Origin of the sequence: Xinfangfangia pollutisoli (genome assembly GCF_020179405.1) — a bacterium.
Lineage (GTDB): Bacteria > Pseudomonadota > Alphaproteobacteria > Rhodobacterales > Rhodobacteraceae > Pseudogemmobacter > Pseudogemmobacter pollutisoli.
The window spans coordinates 59,292-73,345 of the sequence record NZ_JAICBZ010000001.1 but is presented as its reverse complement, the minus strand read 5'-3'; the positions used below and the strand labels follow the sequence as shown (position 1 = coordinate 73,345).

The following is a 14,054-nucleotide window of genomic DNA, read 5'->3' as shown; positions in this document are numbered from 1 at the left end:
AGCCCCGCGACCGGGCGCGCGCGCGCCGTGTCGATCATGGCGGTCGGGGAATGCGCCCCGCGCGACACAGGCCGCGCGGGGCAGGAGGGGCCCGGGGCGATGCCCCGGACCAGGGGAGGGCCCTATTCCGGCTTGACGTCCTTGGCCAGCGTGCGTTCGTCGATCCGCGGCTCGTAGGCCAGGCCGGCGCGCATCGCCCAGGTGTTGGTCTGCTGGTACAGCGGCAGCACCGCGCCATCGTCCAGCGCAACCTTCACCGCGGCGATCAGCGCCTTTTCGCGTTCGGCATCGTCATAGATGGTCAGCGCGGCGGCGGTCATCTCGTCCAGCTTCGGATTGGAATAGCCGGTGTCGTTCGACGCGCCCAGGCCACGTTCCTTGTCGGCGGTGCCCAGAACGTTGATCAGCATCGAACTGGCATCGAAGGTGGCATTGCCAAGTCCGACAAGCTTGACCGCAAAGTCCTTCATCTGCGCCGAATAGGTCGTCCAGGGCAGCGCCTCGACCGAGGTCTGCACGCCGATCCGCGTCCACATCTGCGCCACCGCCTGCACCACGGCCGGGGCATTCGGATAGCGGTCGTTCGGGACATGCACGGTCAGCTGGAACCCGTCGGGATAACCCGCCTCGGCCAGAAGCGCCTTGGCCTTTTCCAGATCCTGCACCGGCACCGCAATGTCGGGCGAATAGGAGAAGGCGCCCTCGGGCAGCCATTGGCCCGAAGCCTTGGCGGTGCCTTCCATGATCCGGTCGACGATCAGTTCGCGGTTCAGCGCGATCGACAGCGCCTGACGCACGCGCACATCGGCCAGCGGGTTCTCGGCCAGTTCCTCGCCCTTGGGGCCGCGGATGAACTTCATCGGCGCGCCGGTCTGGGGCGAGCTGATCAGATAGATCACCCGCAGGCCCGGCGTGCTGGTCACCTTGATGCCATCAGTGCCTTGCAGACGCGCGATATCGGCGGCGGCCGGGGTGTCGATGATATCGACATCGCCCGCCAGGATGGCGGTCGTGCGGCCGCCCGCGCTGGAGATGACGCGATAGGTGACATTGTCCCAGGCCACCTCGCCGCCCCACCAGTCGGGGTTGCGTTCCAGCCGGATCTGGTCGCCCTGGCGGAATTCGACGAAGCGGAAGGCGCCGGTGCCGATGGCGGCCTTGCCCGAGTTGTAATCGGTGGTGTCGGCGCCTTCGCCCGCATGGCGCGAGACGATGGCGATATTCGCCAGATCGCCCGGCAGGTTGGGCGAGGGGGCGTGGGTCGTGATCTTCACGGTGCGGTCATCCACCGCCTCGACCTTGGCCACCGCCCGCAGGAAGCCGCCGAAGCCGCCGGGGCTGTTCGGCACGTCGCGCGCGCGGTCGAAGGTGAAGACGACGTCATCGGCGGTGAAGGCCACGCCATCATGCCATTTCACGCCCTCGCGCAGGGTGAAAAGCCATTCGGTTTCGCCCACCGGCTCCCAGGTTTCGGCCAGGCCCGGCAGCAGCTTGCCCGCGGCGCTGCGTTCGGTCAGCCGGTCGAAGATCTGCATCGCGATGCTGTTGTTCGGCGAGGCATTGTAGAAATGCGGGTCAATCGAGGTGGCCGTGCCGCCGACACCGATCGTCAGATCCTCGGCCGCGACCGGCGCGGCCAGCGCTGCCGCGCAAAGGGCAGAATAGAGTATGCGTCGAAATTTCATCTCGTCCCTCCGAAACTTCAGGCCCGCTGGACGACCCCTGCGCCAGAACGGACAGTCGACTGACCTAGCGTCATCGTGAATCGGCCCATGCCGATGGCTTTGCATAATCAAAGTGTCACATTTATCAAATTCATAATATTTTCCCATTCGATCCATAGGATGAATAAGAAAGCGGCCGGCAGGCGGCCTTTGCTGCGGGCGACAGACCCGTGTCGCGAACGGGATCGGCGCCGTGCCGGACCGCCGGGGCGGCGGTCAGAGCGGAAGGGTCACCTCAAAGGTCGATCCCTGGCCGGTCGAGAGGCAGCGGACGCGGCCGCCATGGCCCTGAACCACGTCATTGACGATCGCAAGGCCCAGGCCGCAGCCCAGGGTCTGGTCGGCGTCGATGCGGAAGAAACGGTCGAAGATCCGCTCTTGCAGGTCGGCCGGAATGCCCGGGCCGTCATCGGTGAAGCTGAGCCGGACCGTGTCGGTTTCGAAGCTGACACAGACCTCCAGCTGCCCGCCGGGCTGCAGGGCGTATTTCGCCGCATTGTCCAGGATATTCGCCACCAATTCCTCGATCAGGACCGGGTCGCAATGCACGGGCACGGGCGTTCCGGTGACCGAGAAGCCCACATTGACATCGCGGCGCAGCTGGGTTTCGGCGAAGGGGCGGATCTTGTCGCGCAGCAGGGCGACCAGATCCAGCGGCTTGGCCAAAAGCCGCAGGCCCCGGCCGCGCACCCGTTCCAGCGACAGAAGCTGCGAGGTCAGCCGGCTGGTGTGGCGCGCGCTGGCCGCGACATCCTGCACGCGCGATCGCAGCTCGGTCTCGTTCGGGGCGCTGATCGCGGCCTCGGCCAGGCTTTGGATCGCCGCCACCGGATTGCGCATCTGATGGGCCGCGTCGGAGATGAACCCGTCGCGCAGGGCGATGGCCTGGGACAGCCGGTCGAACAGCGAATTCAGTGTCTGGACCAGCGGGCGCAGTTCGGGCGGAACCCAGCGCCGGATCGGGCGCAGATCGTCGGCGCTGCGCTGGCCGATCGCCTCGCGCAGATCCAGAAGCGGCTTCAGGCCCAGCTGGATGCCGAACCACAGGATCAGCGCCGCGGTGACGATCAGCGAGCCGAGAAGCAGGATCGACTGGATCACCAGTTCGCGCGACAGCGCATGGCGCTGGGTGGTGGTCTGCCAGACCTCGACCGTGACCCAGCCGCCGAATTGCGGTTCGCTGATGAATTCGCGCAGGGCAACAGCGCGGACGGTCTGGCCCAGCGAGACACTGTCATAGAACATCGGCGCGCCGCCTTCGGGTTCCATCCCCTCGGGCGGATCGGGTGGGTTGGAATAGCCGGTCACGAAGCTGCCCCCCGGCCCGGTGATCCGGTAATAGACCGGATCGCCAAGCGCATCCGTCAGGTCTTCCAGCAGCGTCTCGGTCAGCATGTCGCCTTCCGACAGCACCACATCGCGCGAGATCGTCAGCGCAACGGCCAGAAGCGTGTCGTCATACAGTTCCTGCGACAGCCGGTTCGCGGCCTGATAGCGCGCGAAAGAGGCGACGGCGGCCACCAGGATCAGCGGCAGCATCAGCAGAAGGTAAAGCCGCCCGCGCAGCGACAGGCGCCGCAACATCAGCCGCCATCCAGCATGTAGCCAAGCCCGCGGGCGGTGCGGATCGTCACATCCGTGCCCTCGATCTTGCGCCGCAGCCGCGAGATCAGCAGCTCGACCGCGTTCGGCTCGACCGGGGTGCCGGTGCCGTAAAGCGCGTCCGAGATCCGGTCCTTCTCGATCAGCCGGCCGCGGTTTTCCAGCAGCAGCTCGAACAGCGCCAGCTCGCGCCGGGGCAGGTCCAGATTGCGATCGCCATGCAGCACGATGCGCTGGTCGCGGTCATAGATCAGCTGGCCGACAGGTTCGCGCGGCAGCGCGACCTCGGGGCGCCGCCGCGCCAGCGCGCGCAGCCGCGCGATCAGCTCTTCCATGTCGAAGGGCTTGACCAGATAGTCGTCGGCCCCGGCATCCAGCCCCTCGACCCGTTCCGATGTTTTGCCCCGCGCGGTCAGAATCAGCATCGGAAGTGTGTCGCGCCGCGCCCGGGCGCGGCGGATGATTTCGATCCCGGACAGGCGCGGAAGGTTGACATCGACAATCGCGATATCGGCGCGCTGGCGCGCCAGAAATGCATCCGCATCCAGCCCATCGTCCAGATGGTCAACCGCATGCCCTTGATCTTTAAGGGCATTTTCGATACCTTTTGCCAGGCTGAGATTGTCTTCCACCAGAACGATCCGCATGAAACCCCTTTTATGCAAGACAGGTTGCCGACAGAAATCCCCCTTAGGTCTGCATCAGGCTGTTCTTCGGAGGAGAAATCAAGAACGGCGTCGCGTTCCCTTGCGGTGTAAGCAGAGGTGGACGTGTCAGACAACCGAGGGAGAGAAAGAATGTCGGAACCTGTGGGATTCACCCGCCGCGCTGTCCTTGGGCTGGCCGCTGGCGCATTTGCGCTTGGCCTGGCCGGGCCGGCCGCGGCCGAAGTCGATTTTGCCGGCAAGACGATCGAATGGGTCATTCCGTTCTCGGCGGGCGGCGGATCGGACACCTGGGCGCGCTTCAACGCCCCGCTTCTGTCGAAATACCTGCCGGGCAAGCCGGTCGTCGTCGTGGTGAACGAGCCGGGCGGCGGCTCGACCAAGGGCACCAACCTGTTCGCCGCCCGGGCCGAGCCGGACGGGCTGATGATCCTTGGCACCTCGGGCTCGACGCAGTTCCCCTATCTGCTGGGCGATCCGCGCGTGCGCTATGACTACAAGGACTGGAAGATCGCCATGGCCGGCCCGACCGGCGGCGTGGTCTACACGACGCCGGCGCTGGGGCTGAAGGGCCCCGAGGATATCGGCCAGCTGAAGGGCAAGGATCTGGTCTATGCCAGCCAAGGCGCGACCTCGCTGGATCTGGTGCCGCTTTTGGGCTTCCGGCTGATGGGCCTGAACGTGCAGCATGTTTTCGGCTTCAAGGGCCGTGGCGATGGCCGGCTGGCCTTTGAACGCGGCGAGGTGAACATCGATTACCAGACCTCGTCGGCCTATCTGAAGAACGTCCAGCCGCTGGTCGAGGCCGGCCAGGCCGTGCCGCTGTTCAGCTGGGGCGTCCTGAACGAGGCGGGCGAAGTGGTGCGCGATCCGACCTTCCCGGATCTGCCGTCCTTCGTCGAAGCTTACGAGACCATGACCGGCGCCCCGCCCTCGGGCCCCGATTACGACGCCTATTTCGCCTTCTTCACCGCGGGCTTCCCGGCCCAGAAGATGGTCTTCCTGCCCAAGGACACGCCGGACGAGATCGTCGCCGCCTATCAGAAGGCCTTCGAGGACATGAAGGCCGACCCGGATTACCAGGCCAGCGCGGAAGCCGTGCTTGGATCCTACGGGCAGGTCACCGGCGCGCTGGCACAGGCGCTGTTCGAAAAGGGCACCACGCTGCAGCCCGAATTGCGCAGCCGCGTGGCGGGCATGCTTGCGTCGGAATACGGCGTGAAGCTGGGCGAGGAATAACGCCCCGGCGCTGAAGACCGGCGGGCCCGGACCGGGGCCCGCCTGATCCTTCTGCCTTTTTACCCAACCGCTCACCCGTCGCCCCACCGGCGACCAACACGGGAGTCCCCTCCGTGGTCGATACCCTATTGCAGGCGCTGACCGAGCTGCTCAGCCTCAAGCACCTTGCCTATATGTTCCTGGGCCTGTTCGTGGGCCTTCTGATCGGCATCCTGCCCGCGCTTGGCGGGATTGCCGGCCTGTCGCTGCTGATCCCGTTCATCTACGGGATGGACCAGGTCTCGGCGCTGGCGATGCTGATCGGCCTGCTGGCGATCATGCCCACGGGCGACACGTTCTCGTCGATCCTGCTGGGGATCCCGGGCGGGTCATCAAGTCAGGCCACGGTGCTGGACGGCTTCCCGCTGGCCAAGAAGGGCGAGGCGGCGCGGGCGCTGTCGACGGCCTTCATCTCGTCGATGTTCGGGGGCGTGTTCGGGGCGCTGGTGCTGACGGGCTTTGTGTTCATCGCCCGCCCGGTCATCCTGGCCTTCGGCTCGGCCGAGCTGTTCATGCTGGCGCTTCTGGGCCTGTCGATGGTCGCGGTCCTGTCGGGGCGCAGCCTGGTCAAGGGCGTGGGCGCCTGCTGCATCGGCCTTGTCATCGGCTCGATCGGGGCCGCCCCGGCCACGGGCGAGTTCCGCATGGTTTTCGACATTGAATATCTCTACGACGGCATCCCGCTGGTCGTGGTGGGGATGGGCGTGTTCGCCATTCCCGAAATCGTCGATCTGATGCGGCAGAACCAGTCGATCGCGGGCGATATGCCCCTGGGCAAGGGCTGGGGCCGCGGCATCCGCGACTGGGCCAACAACTGGTTCCTGTCGCTGCGCTGCTCGGCCGTGGGCTGCATCGTCGGCGTCATTCCGGGTCTGGGCGGATCGGTCGTGGACTGGATCGCCTATGGCCATGCCGTCCAGACCAGCAAGGACACGTCGAACTTCGGCAAGGGCGATATCCGCGGCGTGATCGCTCCGGAAAGCGCCAATAACGCCATGACCGGCGGCGCGATGCTGCCGACGATCCTGTTCGGCATTCCCGGCTCGGGCGCGATGGCGGTGTTCCTGGGCTGCATGGTGCTGATCGGCATCGAGCCCGGCCCGTCGATGGTCACCACCGACCTGCATCTGACCTATACGATGATCTGGTCGCTGGCCCTGGCCAATATCTTCGGCGCGCTGGCCTGCGTGGCGCTGGCCCGGCCGATCTCGGGCCTGACCAAGATCCCGTTCCAGTACATGGCGCCGTTCCTGATCGTGATGATCTCGTTCGCGGCCTTCCAGTCGACCCGCTCGATCGACGACCTGATCGCGCTGCTGCTGCTGGGCTGTGTGGGCGTGCTGATGAAGCGCTTCGGCTGGTCGCGTCCGGCCCTGCTGATCGGCTATGTGCTGGCGCCGCAGGCCGAGACCTTCCTGTATCAGGCGGTGCAGTTCAACGGCTGGTCCTTCCTGGCGCGTCCGGGCGTGATCATCATCGGCCTTCTGACCCTGGCCTCGATCTTCTTCGGCCTGCGCAACCGCGTGGACGAGCATGGCCATGTGGTGCCGGTGCAGGACAATGCGCCCGACGTTCCGCAATTCCGGGCGCATCTGCCGCAGATCGGGTTTGCGGCGGTCGTGGTGGCGGTCATGGGCTTTGCGCTGTTCGATTCGCTGCAGCACGACTTCCTGGGCAAGATCTTCCCGCTTTCGGTGGCGGTGGTCGGTCTGGTGATCGTCTCGGTCCTGCTGTGGGAGCTATGGGTGGGCAAGCCCGGTCACCATTCGCATTTCGATGCCGAACTGACGGGCGAACATGTCGGCAAGGCGGGCGTCCACGGGATGTGGTCGGGCCTTGGCTGGCTGGCGGCGCTGGTGGTGCTGTCGACGCTGGTGGGCTTTGTCCTGGGGGTCGCGGTCTTCTTCCTGGCCTTCATGCGGCTGCGGGTGGGCGCGACCTGGTTCCGCAGCCTGCACATGACCGCCTGGGCCGTGGGCGGGATCGTCCTGGCGGCCTGGCTTCTGTCGCTGAACTTCCCGTCGGGCCTGCTGCAATCGCTGGTGCATCTGCCCTGGCCGCTGCGCTGAGCCGATCCGAACCAGACCGGGCCCGCGCCACCGCGCGGGCCCTTTTTCCCAAGACACGATGGAGGATGGGATGACCCAGACCGCAATTCCGTTTCACTTCTTCCGCGGCGGCACGTCGCGCGGGCCCTATTTCCGGCGCGAGGATCTGCCCGAGGATCGCGAGACGCTGGCGCGGGTGCTGGTCTCGGTTCTGGGCTCGGGGCAGGCGTTGAACATCGACGGGATCGGCGGCGGTGCCGCGGTGACGACCAAGGTCGCGATGCTGTCGCTGTCCGAGACGACGGATTGCGACATCGACTATTTCTTCGCTCAGGTCAGCGTCGAGGACGGCAAGGTCGATTTCAAGCCGACCTGCGGCAATATCCTGTCGGGCGTCGGCCCGGCGGCGGTCGAGATGGGGCTGATCGCGCCGCAGGGCGATGTCACGCGGGTGCGGATCCGGTCGGTCAATACCGGCGCCAAGGTCGAGGCGGTGCTGCGCACGCCGGGCGGGCAGGTCGAATATGCGGGCGAGGCGGCGATCGACGGCGTGCCGGGCACCGCGGCGCCGATTTATCTGAACTTCATGGATGTGGTCGGCTCGGCCACCGGGGCGCTGCTGCCGACCGGCAATCTGCGCGACGTGATCGACGGGATCGAGGTGACCTGCATGGATGTGGCCATGCCGGTCGTGGTGGCGCGGGCGGCGGATTTCGGGCTGACCGGCTGCGAGACGGCGGAAGAGCTGGACGCCAATAGCGGCTTTTACGCGCGGATGGAGCCGATCCGGCTTGAGGCCGGGCGGCGGATGGGCATGGGCGACGTGTCGGGCTCGGTCACGCCGAAATTCGCGCTTCTGGCGCCGCCGCAGCGGGGCGGCACGGTGACGGCGCGCTATTTCATGCCGTGGAAATGCCACCCGACCATGGCGGTGACCGGGGCGCAATGCCTGGCCTCTTGCGTGCTGACGCCCGGAACGGTGGCCGAGGGCCTGTTCACCCCGCCGCAGGGCGTGCCTGCGCTGGTGCTGATCGAGCATCCGGGCGGCGCGATCGACGTGACGGTGGATTACGAGACTGGCAAAGACGGGTTCACGCTGAAGTCGGCCGGCCTGCTGCGCACGGCCCGGTTGCTTGCCCGCGGCGAGGTTTTCGTGCCCGCCACCGTCTGGAAAGGGCTTTAATCCGCGCAGCGGATATGGTATGTATGCAATGGTATACCGAAGGAGGCCGGACATGAACCCCGAGATTTCCGAATGTATCACACTTGCCAAGACCGAGCTTCAGGTCGCCAGGCAGAAGATCGCCGCTGAGATTTCGGGATACCCGACGCCGATCGCCGGTTGTGACGCGCAGTTCAACCATCTGCTCGCGCAGCGCCACAAGGTCAACGCGGCGCTGGAGGCGCTGAATGCGGACCCACATGTGCCGACACCCCGGCAGCCGTGAATGAGGGTTCACATTCTTGACGACTGGTTCGACACGCTGCGCGGGCTTCCCTCGTTCGCGCAGCTTGACGGACATGAGGTGACGATCTGGACCGATCACGTCACCGATGAACGGGTTCTGTCCGACCGGCTGGACAAGGCTGAAGCGCTGGTCCTGTTCCGCGAGCGGACGCCTGTTACCGCGGGCCTGTTGCAGAACCTGCCGAAGCTGCGGCTGATCTCGCAGCGCAGCGTCTACCCGCATGTCGACGTTCCGGCCTGCACGCAGCATGGCGTCCTGCTGTGTTCGAACATGCATTCCGACACGCCCTCGCATGCCGCCGCCGAACTGACCTGGGGTCTGATCCTTGCGGCGATGCGGCAGATTCCGCAGCAGATGGCCAGCCTGCGCGCCGGGCATTGGCAGATGGGCGTGGGCAAGACCCTGCGCGGGCGGGTGCTTGGGCTTTATGGCTATGGCCGCATTGCCCGGGCCGTCGCGGGCTATGCGCGGGCGTTCGGAATGGAGGTGCTGTGGTGGGCGTCAGACGACGGGCGCGCCCGGGCGCTGGCGGATGGCGAAGCCGTTGCTGAAAGCCGCGCGGCGTTCTTCGCGGCCTCTGATGTGGTCAGCCTTCATGTCCGGCTGAAGCCGGCGACGCGCGGCATCATCGGCCCTGCCGATTTCGCGGCGATGCGACCGGGGGCGGTGTTCGTGAACACCTCGCGCGCGGGCCTTGTCCAGCCCGGCGCCCTGCTTGCGGCGCTGAATGCCGGCCGGCCGGGCATGGCCGCGCTGGACGTCTTCGATGCCGAGCCGCTGGTCGATGCGACCGACCCGCTTGTCTCGCATCCGAATGTCGTTGCGACGCCCCATATCGGCTATGTGACCGAGGACGAGCTGGATCTGCAATTCGCCGACATCTACGACCAGATCAATGCCTATGCGGCAGGCGCCCCCATTCACATGATCAACCCCGAAGTCTGGACGGGCTAGGGCTTCCGCACGCCCATCAGCCGCGCCGCCACCGGCGCGCCCAGGATGACGACGACCAGGCGCGTCAGGTGGTGCAGGATCACAAAGCCCAGATCGGCCCCGGCCACCAGCGCCAGCACGGTCATTTCCGCCTGGCCGCCCGGGGCGAAGGCCAGAAAGCCCTCGATCGGATGGGCCAGCCCGCTGAGCGTGACGATTTCGGTGAAAGCCGCCGCCAGCGCCGCCAGCAGCACCACGAAAGCCAGACCCGACAGGATGAAGCTGCGCAATTCGCGGAAGGTGACCCCCACATATTGCACGCCGATGCCAAGCCCGATGAACAGCTGCGCGGCCCAGATCGCCTCGGCCGGCGGGCGGCTGTGGATCAGCCCGGCCAGCGACAGGGCCGCGGTCAGGATCATCGGGCCCAGGATCGTGGCCCCGAACAGGCCGATCCGCTCGGCGCCCTTCCAGCCGATCACCGCGGCGGCGGCCATCAGCAGCAATTCCAGCCCCGGCAGATCGCGCAGCGGCGCGCCGACGGCCCCGCTGAGGCTTGCGCCATAGAAGGCGGTCAGGATCAGCGGCGCCAGCGTCACGATCACCAGAACCCGCGTGGCATGGATCAGCGCCAGCGCGCGGGTGTCGCCGCCCGCCTCGGCGCCGAAGATCACCATGTCCTGCAGCCCGCCCGGCATGGCCGCATACCAGGCGGTGACCGGATCATAGCCAAGCCGGCGGAAGAACGGCACGCCCACCAGCCCGATCAGCACCACATAGACCGGCACCAGCGCGACGCTGCCCGCCATCTGCGGCACCCGCGCGATCACCTCGGGCGTGATCGAGGCGCCGACCGCCACCCCCAGGATGGTGCGCGCCAGGATCGAGACCTGTCCCATCCCCTGCAACCGCATCCCTGACAGGGCGGCGATCAGGCAGGCCGCCATCGGGCCGAACAGAAAGGGCAGGGGCAGGCCGGCCAGGTGAAACACCCCGACCCCCAGCCCGGCCAGTGCCAGCGTGGCGGCGCGACGCTTTGTCAGGATGGGCATCAGAGACCTCCTTGCGGCAAATTGTATCCAGATGTATACGCTCGGACACAGAAACCGCAAGCGAGTCGTTTCATGGCTGACGACAGTGAGATTCCGCAGGGGCAGGGGGCCTATCGCCGCCTGCTGGACGAGATCCGCGATGGCGCGCTGTCGCCCGGCGCGCGGCTGCGCGAAACCGAACTGGCCGACCGGCTGGGCATCAGCCGCACCCCCGTGCGCGAGGCGATCCGCCAGCTTGAGGCGGATGGTCTGGTCGTGCATCTGCCGCGCCAGGGCGCGACGATCCGCAGCCTGGACCATGCCGAAGTGGTCGAACTGTACGAGATGCGCGCGGTGCTGGAAGGCACGGCGGCCCGGCTGGCGGCGCGGGCGGCTTCGGATATCGAACTGGCCGAACTGGTGGCGCTGAATGCGGAACTGGCCAGTGCCACCGCGGGCCCCCAGGCGCGCGAGATGAACCGCCAGTTCCACCGCACCCTGATCGAGGCGGCCCGCAACCGCTTTCTGGTCAAGGCGATGAGCGCGCTCCAGAAGACGCTGCTGATCCTGGGGCCGACGACGCTGGCCGAGCCGTCCCGCGCGGTGTCGGCCGTGGATGAACATGGCGCCGTGCTGGCCGCCCTTCAGGCCCGCGACGGGGCGGCGGCCGAACTGGCGATGCGCCGGCATGTCGAGGCGGCGCTGTCGGCCCGGCTGCGCGGCATGCGCGGACGCGAAATTCCCCTGGAGGACGAGGCATGACGGACTGGCCGCAAACATCCTGGCCCGAGACTTTCGACCTGGCCGTGGTGGGCGGCGGCAATGCCGCCCTCTGCGCCGCGATCACCGCAGCCGAGGCCGGGGCCAGCGTTCTGGTGCTGGAAGGCGCGCCGAAGCCCTATCGCGGCGGCAACAGCCGGCACACCCGCAACTTCCGCTGCATGCACCGCGCGCCGATGGATCCGCTGGTCGGCAGCTATGAGGAAGACGAATATTTCCACGACCTGATGCTGGTGACCAAGGGCAAGACGGATGAGGGCCTGGCGCGGATGGCGATCCGCTCGTCCGAGGAATGCCTGCCCTGGATGAAGGCGCATGGCGTGCGCTTCCAGCCCTCGCTGTCGGGCACGCTCAGCCTGGGGCGGACGAATGCCTTCTTCCTGGGCGGCGGCAAGGCGCTGGTGAATGCCTATTACAACACCGCCCAGGATCTGGGGGTGAAGGTCGCCTATGAGGCGCAGGTCACCCATGTGCATCTGGACGGCGACCGGATCACCCATCTTCAGGCCGAGATCGCGGGCAAGCCGGTGACGGTACAGGCGCGGGCCTTCGTGCTGGCCTCGGGCGGGTTTCAGGCCGATATCGACTGGCTGGCCCGGGCCTGGGGCCCTTCGGCGCGCAATTTCCTGATCCGCGGCACGCCCTACAATCGCGGCGTCGTCTTGCGCGACATGCTGGATCAGGGTGCGGAATCGGTCGGTGATCCGACCCAGTGCCATGCCGTGGCCATCGACGGGCGGGCGCCGAAATACGATGGCGGCATCGTCACCCGGCTGGACTGCGTGCCGTTTTCCATCGTGCTGAACCAGAAGGGCGAGCGCTTCTATGACGAGGGCGAGGATGTCTGGCCCAAGCGCTATGCGATCTGGGGGCGGCTGGTCGCGGCCCAGCCCGATCAGGTCGGCTATGCGCTGATCGACGCCAAGTCGATCGACCTGTTCATGCCCTCGGTCTTCCCGCCGGTAAAGGCCGACACGATCGAGGAACTGGCGGCGAAGATGGGCCTGGATCCGCAGGCGGTGCGCCGCACGGTCGACGGGTTCAACGCCGCCTGCCGCCCCGGCAAGTTCCACCCGACCGAGCTGGACGGGCTGCGCACCGAGGGGCTGGACATCGCCAAGACCAACTGGGCGCGGCCGCTGGATACGGCGCCCTTCTATGGCTACCAGCTGCGCCCCGGCGTGACCTTCACCTATCTGGGCCTGAAGGTCGATGCCCGGGCCCAGGTTCACGGCCCCGGCGGCCCGATCCGCAACCTTTGGGCGGCCGGAGAGATCATGGCCGGCTCGATCCTGGGCCAGGGCTATCTTGCCGGCTTCGGCATGACCATCGGCACCGTCTTCGGACGCATCGCGGGCAAGGAGGCCGCCGCCCATGTCGCTTGACCTGACCCCCACCGCCCCGCTTCTGTCGGCCACCGGCGAAGCGCGCCGCCAGATCGAGATCTGCAATGCCTGCCGCTATTGCGAGGGCTTCTGCTCGGTCTTTCCGGCGATGACCCGGCAGAAGGCCTTTGCCGATGGCGACCTGACGCAGCTGGCGAACCTGTGCCACAACTGCCGCGGCTGCTATTACGCCTGCCAATATACCGCGCCGCATGAATTCGCGCTGAACATCCCGGCGGCCTTGGCCGAGGTGCGGGTGGAAAGCTGGGAAAGGCTGGCGCGGCCGCAGGCGCTGGCGCGGCTGTTCCAAAGCCATGGCGTGGCGATGGCGGGGCTCTTGGTGGCGGCGCTGGCGGGGTTCTTCTGGGCGCTGGCGGCGCTGAAGCCGCTGGCGGGCGCGGGCTTCTATGCCCATCTGGCGCATAACACGCTGGTGGCGATCTTCGTGCCGGCCTTTCTGCTGCCCCTGGCGCTGATCGCGCTGTCGCTGCGCGCCTATTGGCGCGAGGTCGGCGGCGGCCGCGTGCGCCTGGCGCATCTGCTGCAGGCGATGGACAGTGCCGCGCGGATGAAGAACCTGTCGGGCGGCCATGGCGAGGGCTGCAACTTCGAGAAGGGCGACCGCTTCAGCGACCGCCGCCGGCTGTTCCACCAATTGATGATGTACGGCTTTCTTCTGTGCTTCGCGGCCACGGCCAGCGGCACGGTGATGCATTATGCCTTTGGCTGGGAAGCGCCCTATCCGCTGTTCTCGCTGCCCAAGCTTCTGGGCGTGCCGGGCGGGGCGATGATGCTGGCGGGGGCGGCGGGGCTGGCGCTTCTGAAACTGCGGGCCGATCCGGCGCTGGGGGCCCGGAGGGTCTGGGGCGGCGAGATGGCCTTCATCCTGCTTCTGGGCTTCGTCGCGCTGACCGGGCTGGCGCTTTACGCCGCAACCGGCACGGGCGCGGTCGGGCCGCTTCTGGCGGTTCACCTGGCCGCGGTGATGGTGCTGTTCCTGCTGATGCCGTTTTCCAAGATGGTGCATGGCTTCTTCCGGCTGGCCGCGCTGGTGGCCGAGGCCGGCAAGCCCGCGCCGGTCGGCGGGGCGGAATAGGGTCCGGCCCCGCGCCGCTCGGCCAGCAGATCGGCCAGCAGCG

Annotated in this window: 12 protein-coding genes; 8 read left to right on the top strand and 4 right to left on the bottom strand. The window is 67.2% G+C overall.

Features of this window, described 5'->3' with window-relative positions; all coding sequences use genetic code 11:
* Window positions 1-122: 122 nt before the first annotated feature.
* From K1Y73_RS00300 to K1Y73_RS00290, 3 genes are all read right to left on the bottom strand, one after another.
* Window positions 123-1,685 carry an ABC transporter substrate-binding protein gene (locus tag K1Y73_RS00300; protein ID WP_225025908.1) on the bottom strand — a complete coding sequence of 521 codons (1,563 nt, stop codon included), beginning with the start codon at window positions 1,683-1,685 and terminating at the stop codon, window positions 123-125.
* Between the two features lie 255 nt (window positions 1,686-1,940).
* Window positions 1,941-3,308: a sensor histidine kinase gene (locus K1Y73_RS00295; protein ID WP_225025907.1), complete on the bottom strand. Its 1,368-nt coding sequence runs from the start codon at window positions 3,306-3,308 to the stop codon at window positions 1,941-1,943.
* Window positions 3,308-3,973 (bottom strand): response regulator transcription factor, encoded by a 666-nt coding sequence (locus K1Y73_RS00290; protein ID WP_225025906.1) that lies wholly within the window; start codon window positions 3,971-3,973, stop codon window positions 3,308-3,310. Before K1Y73_RS00290 ends, K1Y73_RS00295 begins: the two co-directional genes overlap by 1 nt.
* Window positions 3,974-4,123: 150 nt before the next feature.
* On the opposite strand from K1Y73_RS00290, the gene K1Y73_RS00285 reads away from it, so the two are divergent.
* From K1Y73_RS00285 to K1Y73_RS00265, 5 genes are all read left to right on the top strand, one after another.
* Window positions 4,124-5,230 (top strand): type 2 periplasmic-binding domain-containing protein, encoded by a 1,107-nt coding sequence (locus K1Y73_RS00285; RefSeq protein WP_225025905.1) that lies wholly within the window; start codon window positions 4,124-4,126, stop codon window positions 5,228-5,230.
* A 113-nt stretch (window positions 5,231-5,343) separates the two neighbouring features.
* Entirely contained in the window at window positions 5,344-7,338 is a 1,995-nt protein-coding gene (locus tag K1Y73_RS00280; protein WP_225025904.1) for a tripartite tricarboxylate transporter permease, read from the top strand.
* A 70-nt stretch (window positions 7,339-7,408) separates the two neighbouring features.
* A complete protein-coding gene (locus K1Y73_RS00275) occupies window positions 7,409-8,500 on the top strand; it encodes a 4-oxalomesaconate tautomerase (RefSeq protein ID WP_225025903.1) in 1,092 nt (363 codons plus the stop codon).
* Between the two features lie 52 nt (window positions 8,501-8,552).
* Window positions 8,553-8,765, top strand: a complete 213-nt coding sequence (locus K1Y73_RS00270) for a hypothetical protein (RefSeq protein ID WP_225025902.1) — start codon at window positions 8,553-8,555, stop codon at window positions 8,763-8,765.
* Window positions 8,766-9,740 (top strand): D-2-hydroxyacid dehydrogenase family protein, encoded by a 975-nt coding sequence (locus K1Y73_RS00265; RefSeq protein WP_225025901.1) that lies wholly within the window; start codon window positions 8,766-8,768, stop codon window positions 9,738-9,740.
* Here the strand turns inward: K1Y73_RS00265 and K1Y73_RS00260 are convergent.
* The gene (locus tag K1Y73_RS00260; RefSeq protein ID WP_225025900.1) at window positions 9,737-10,771 is read right to left on the bottom strand and encodes an AbrB family transcriptional regulator; all 1,035 of its coding nucleotides are present in this window, start codon (window positions 10,769-10,771) and stop codon (window positions 9,737-9,739) included. The two genes, K1Y73_RS00265 and K1Y73_RS00260, sit on opposite strands and share 4 nt — an antisense overlap.
* 72 nt (window positions 10,772-10,843) lie before the next feature.
* Here K1Y73_RS00260 and K1Y73_RS00255 point away from each other — a divergent pair, with 72 nt between their 5' ends.
* The 3 genes from K1Y73_RS00255 to tcuB are packed head-to-tail and all read left to right on the top strand — an operon-like array spanning window position 10,844 to window position 14,011.
* Entirely contained in the window at window positions 10,844-11,512 is a 669-nt protein-coding gene (locus K1Y73_RS00255; RefSeq protein WP_225025899.1) for a GntR family transcriptional regulator, read from the top strand.
* A complete protein-coding gene (gene tcuA / locus K1Y73_RS00250) occupies window positions 11,509-12,915 on the top strand; it encodes an FAD-dependent tricarballylate dehydrogenase TcuA (RefSeq protein ID WP_225025898.1) in 1,407 nt (468 codons plus the stop codon). The genes K1Y73_RS00255 and tcuA overlap by 4 nt, the downstream gene beginning before the upstream one ends.
* Window positions 12,905-14,011: a tricarballylate utilization 4Fe-4S protein TcuB gene (tcuB, locus tag K1Y73_RS00245; protein ID WP_225025897.1), complete on the top strand. Its 1,107-nt coding sequence runs from the start codon at window positions 12,905-12,907 to the stop codon at window positions 14,009-14,011. Before tcuA ends, tcuB begins: the two co-directional genes overlap by 11 nt.
* Window positions 14,012-14,054: the final 43 nt, after the last annotated feature.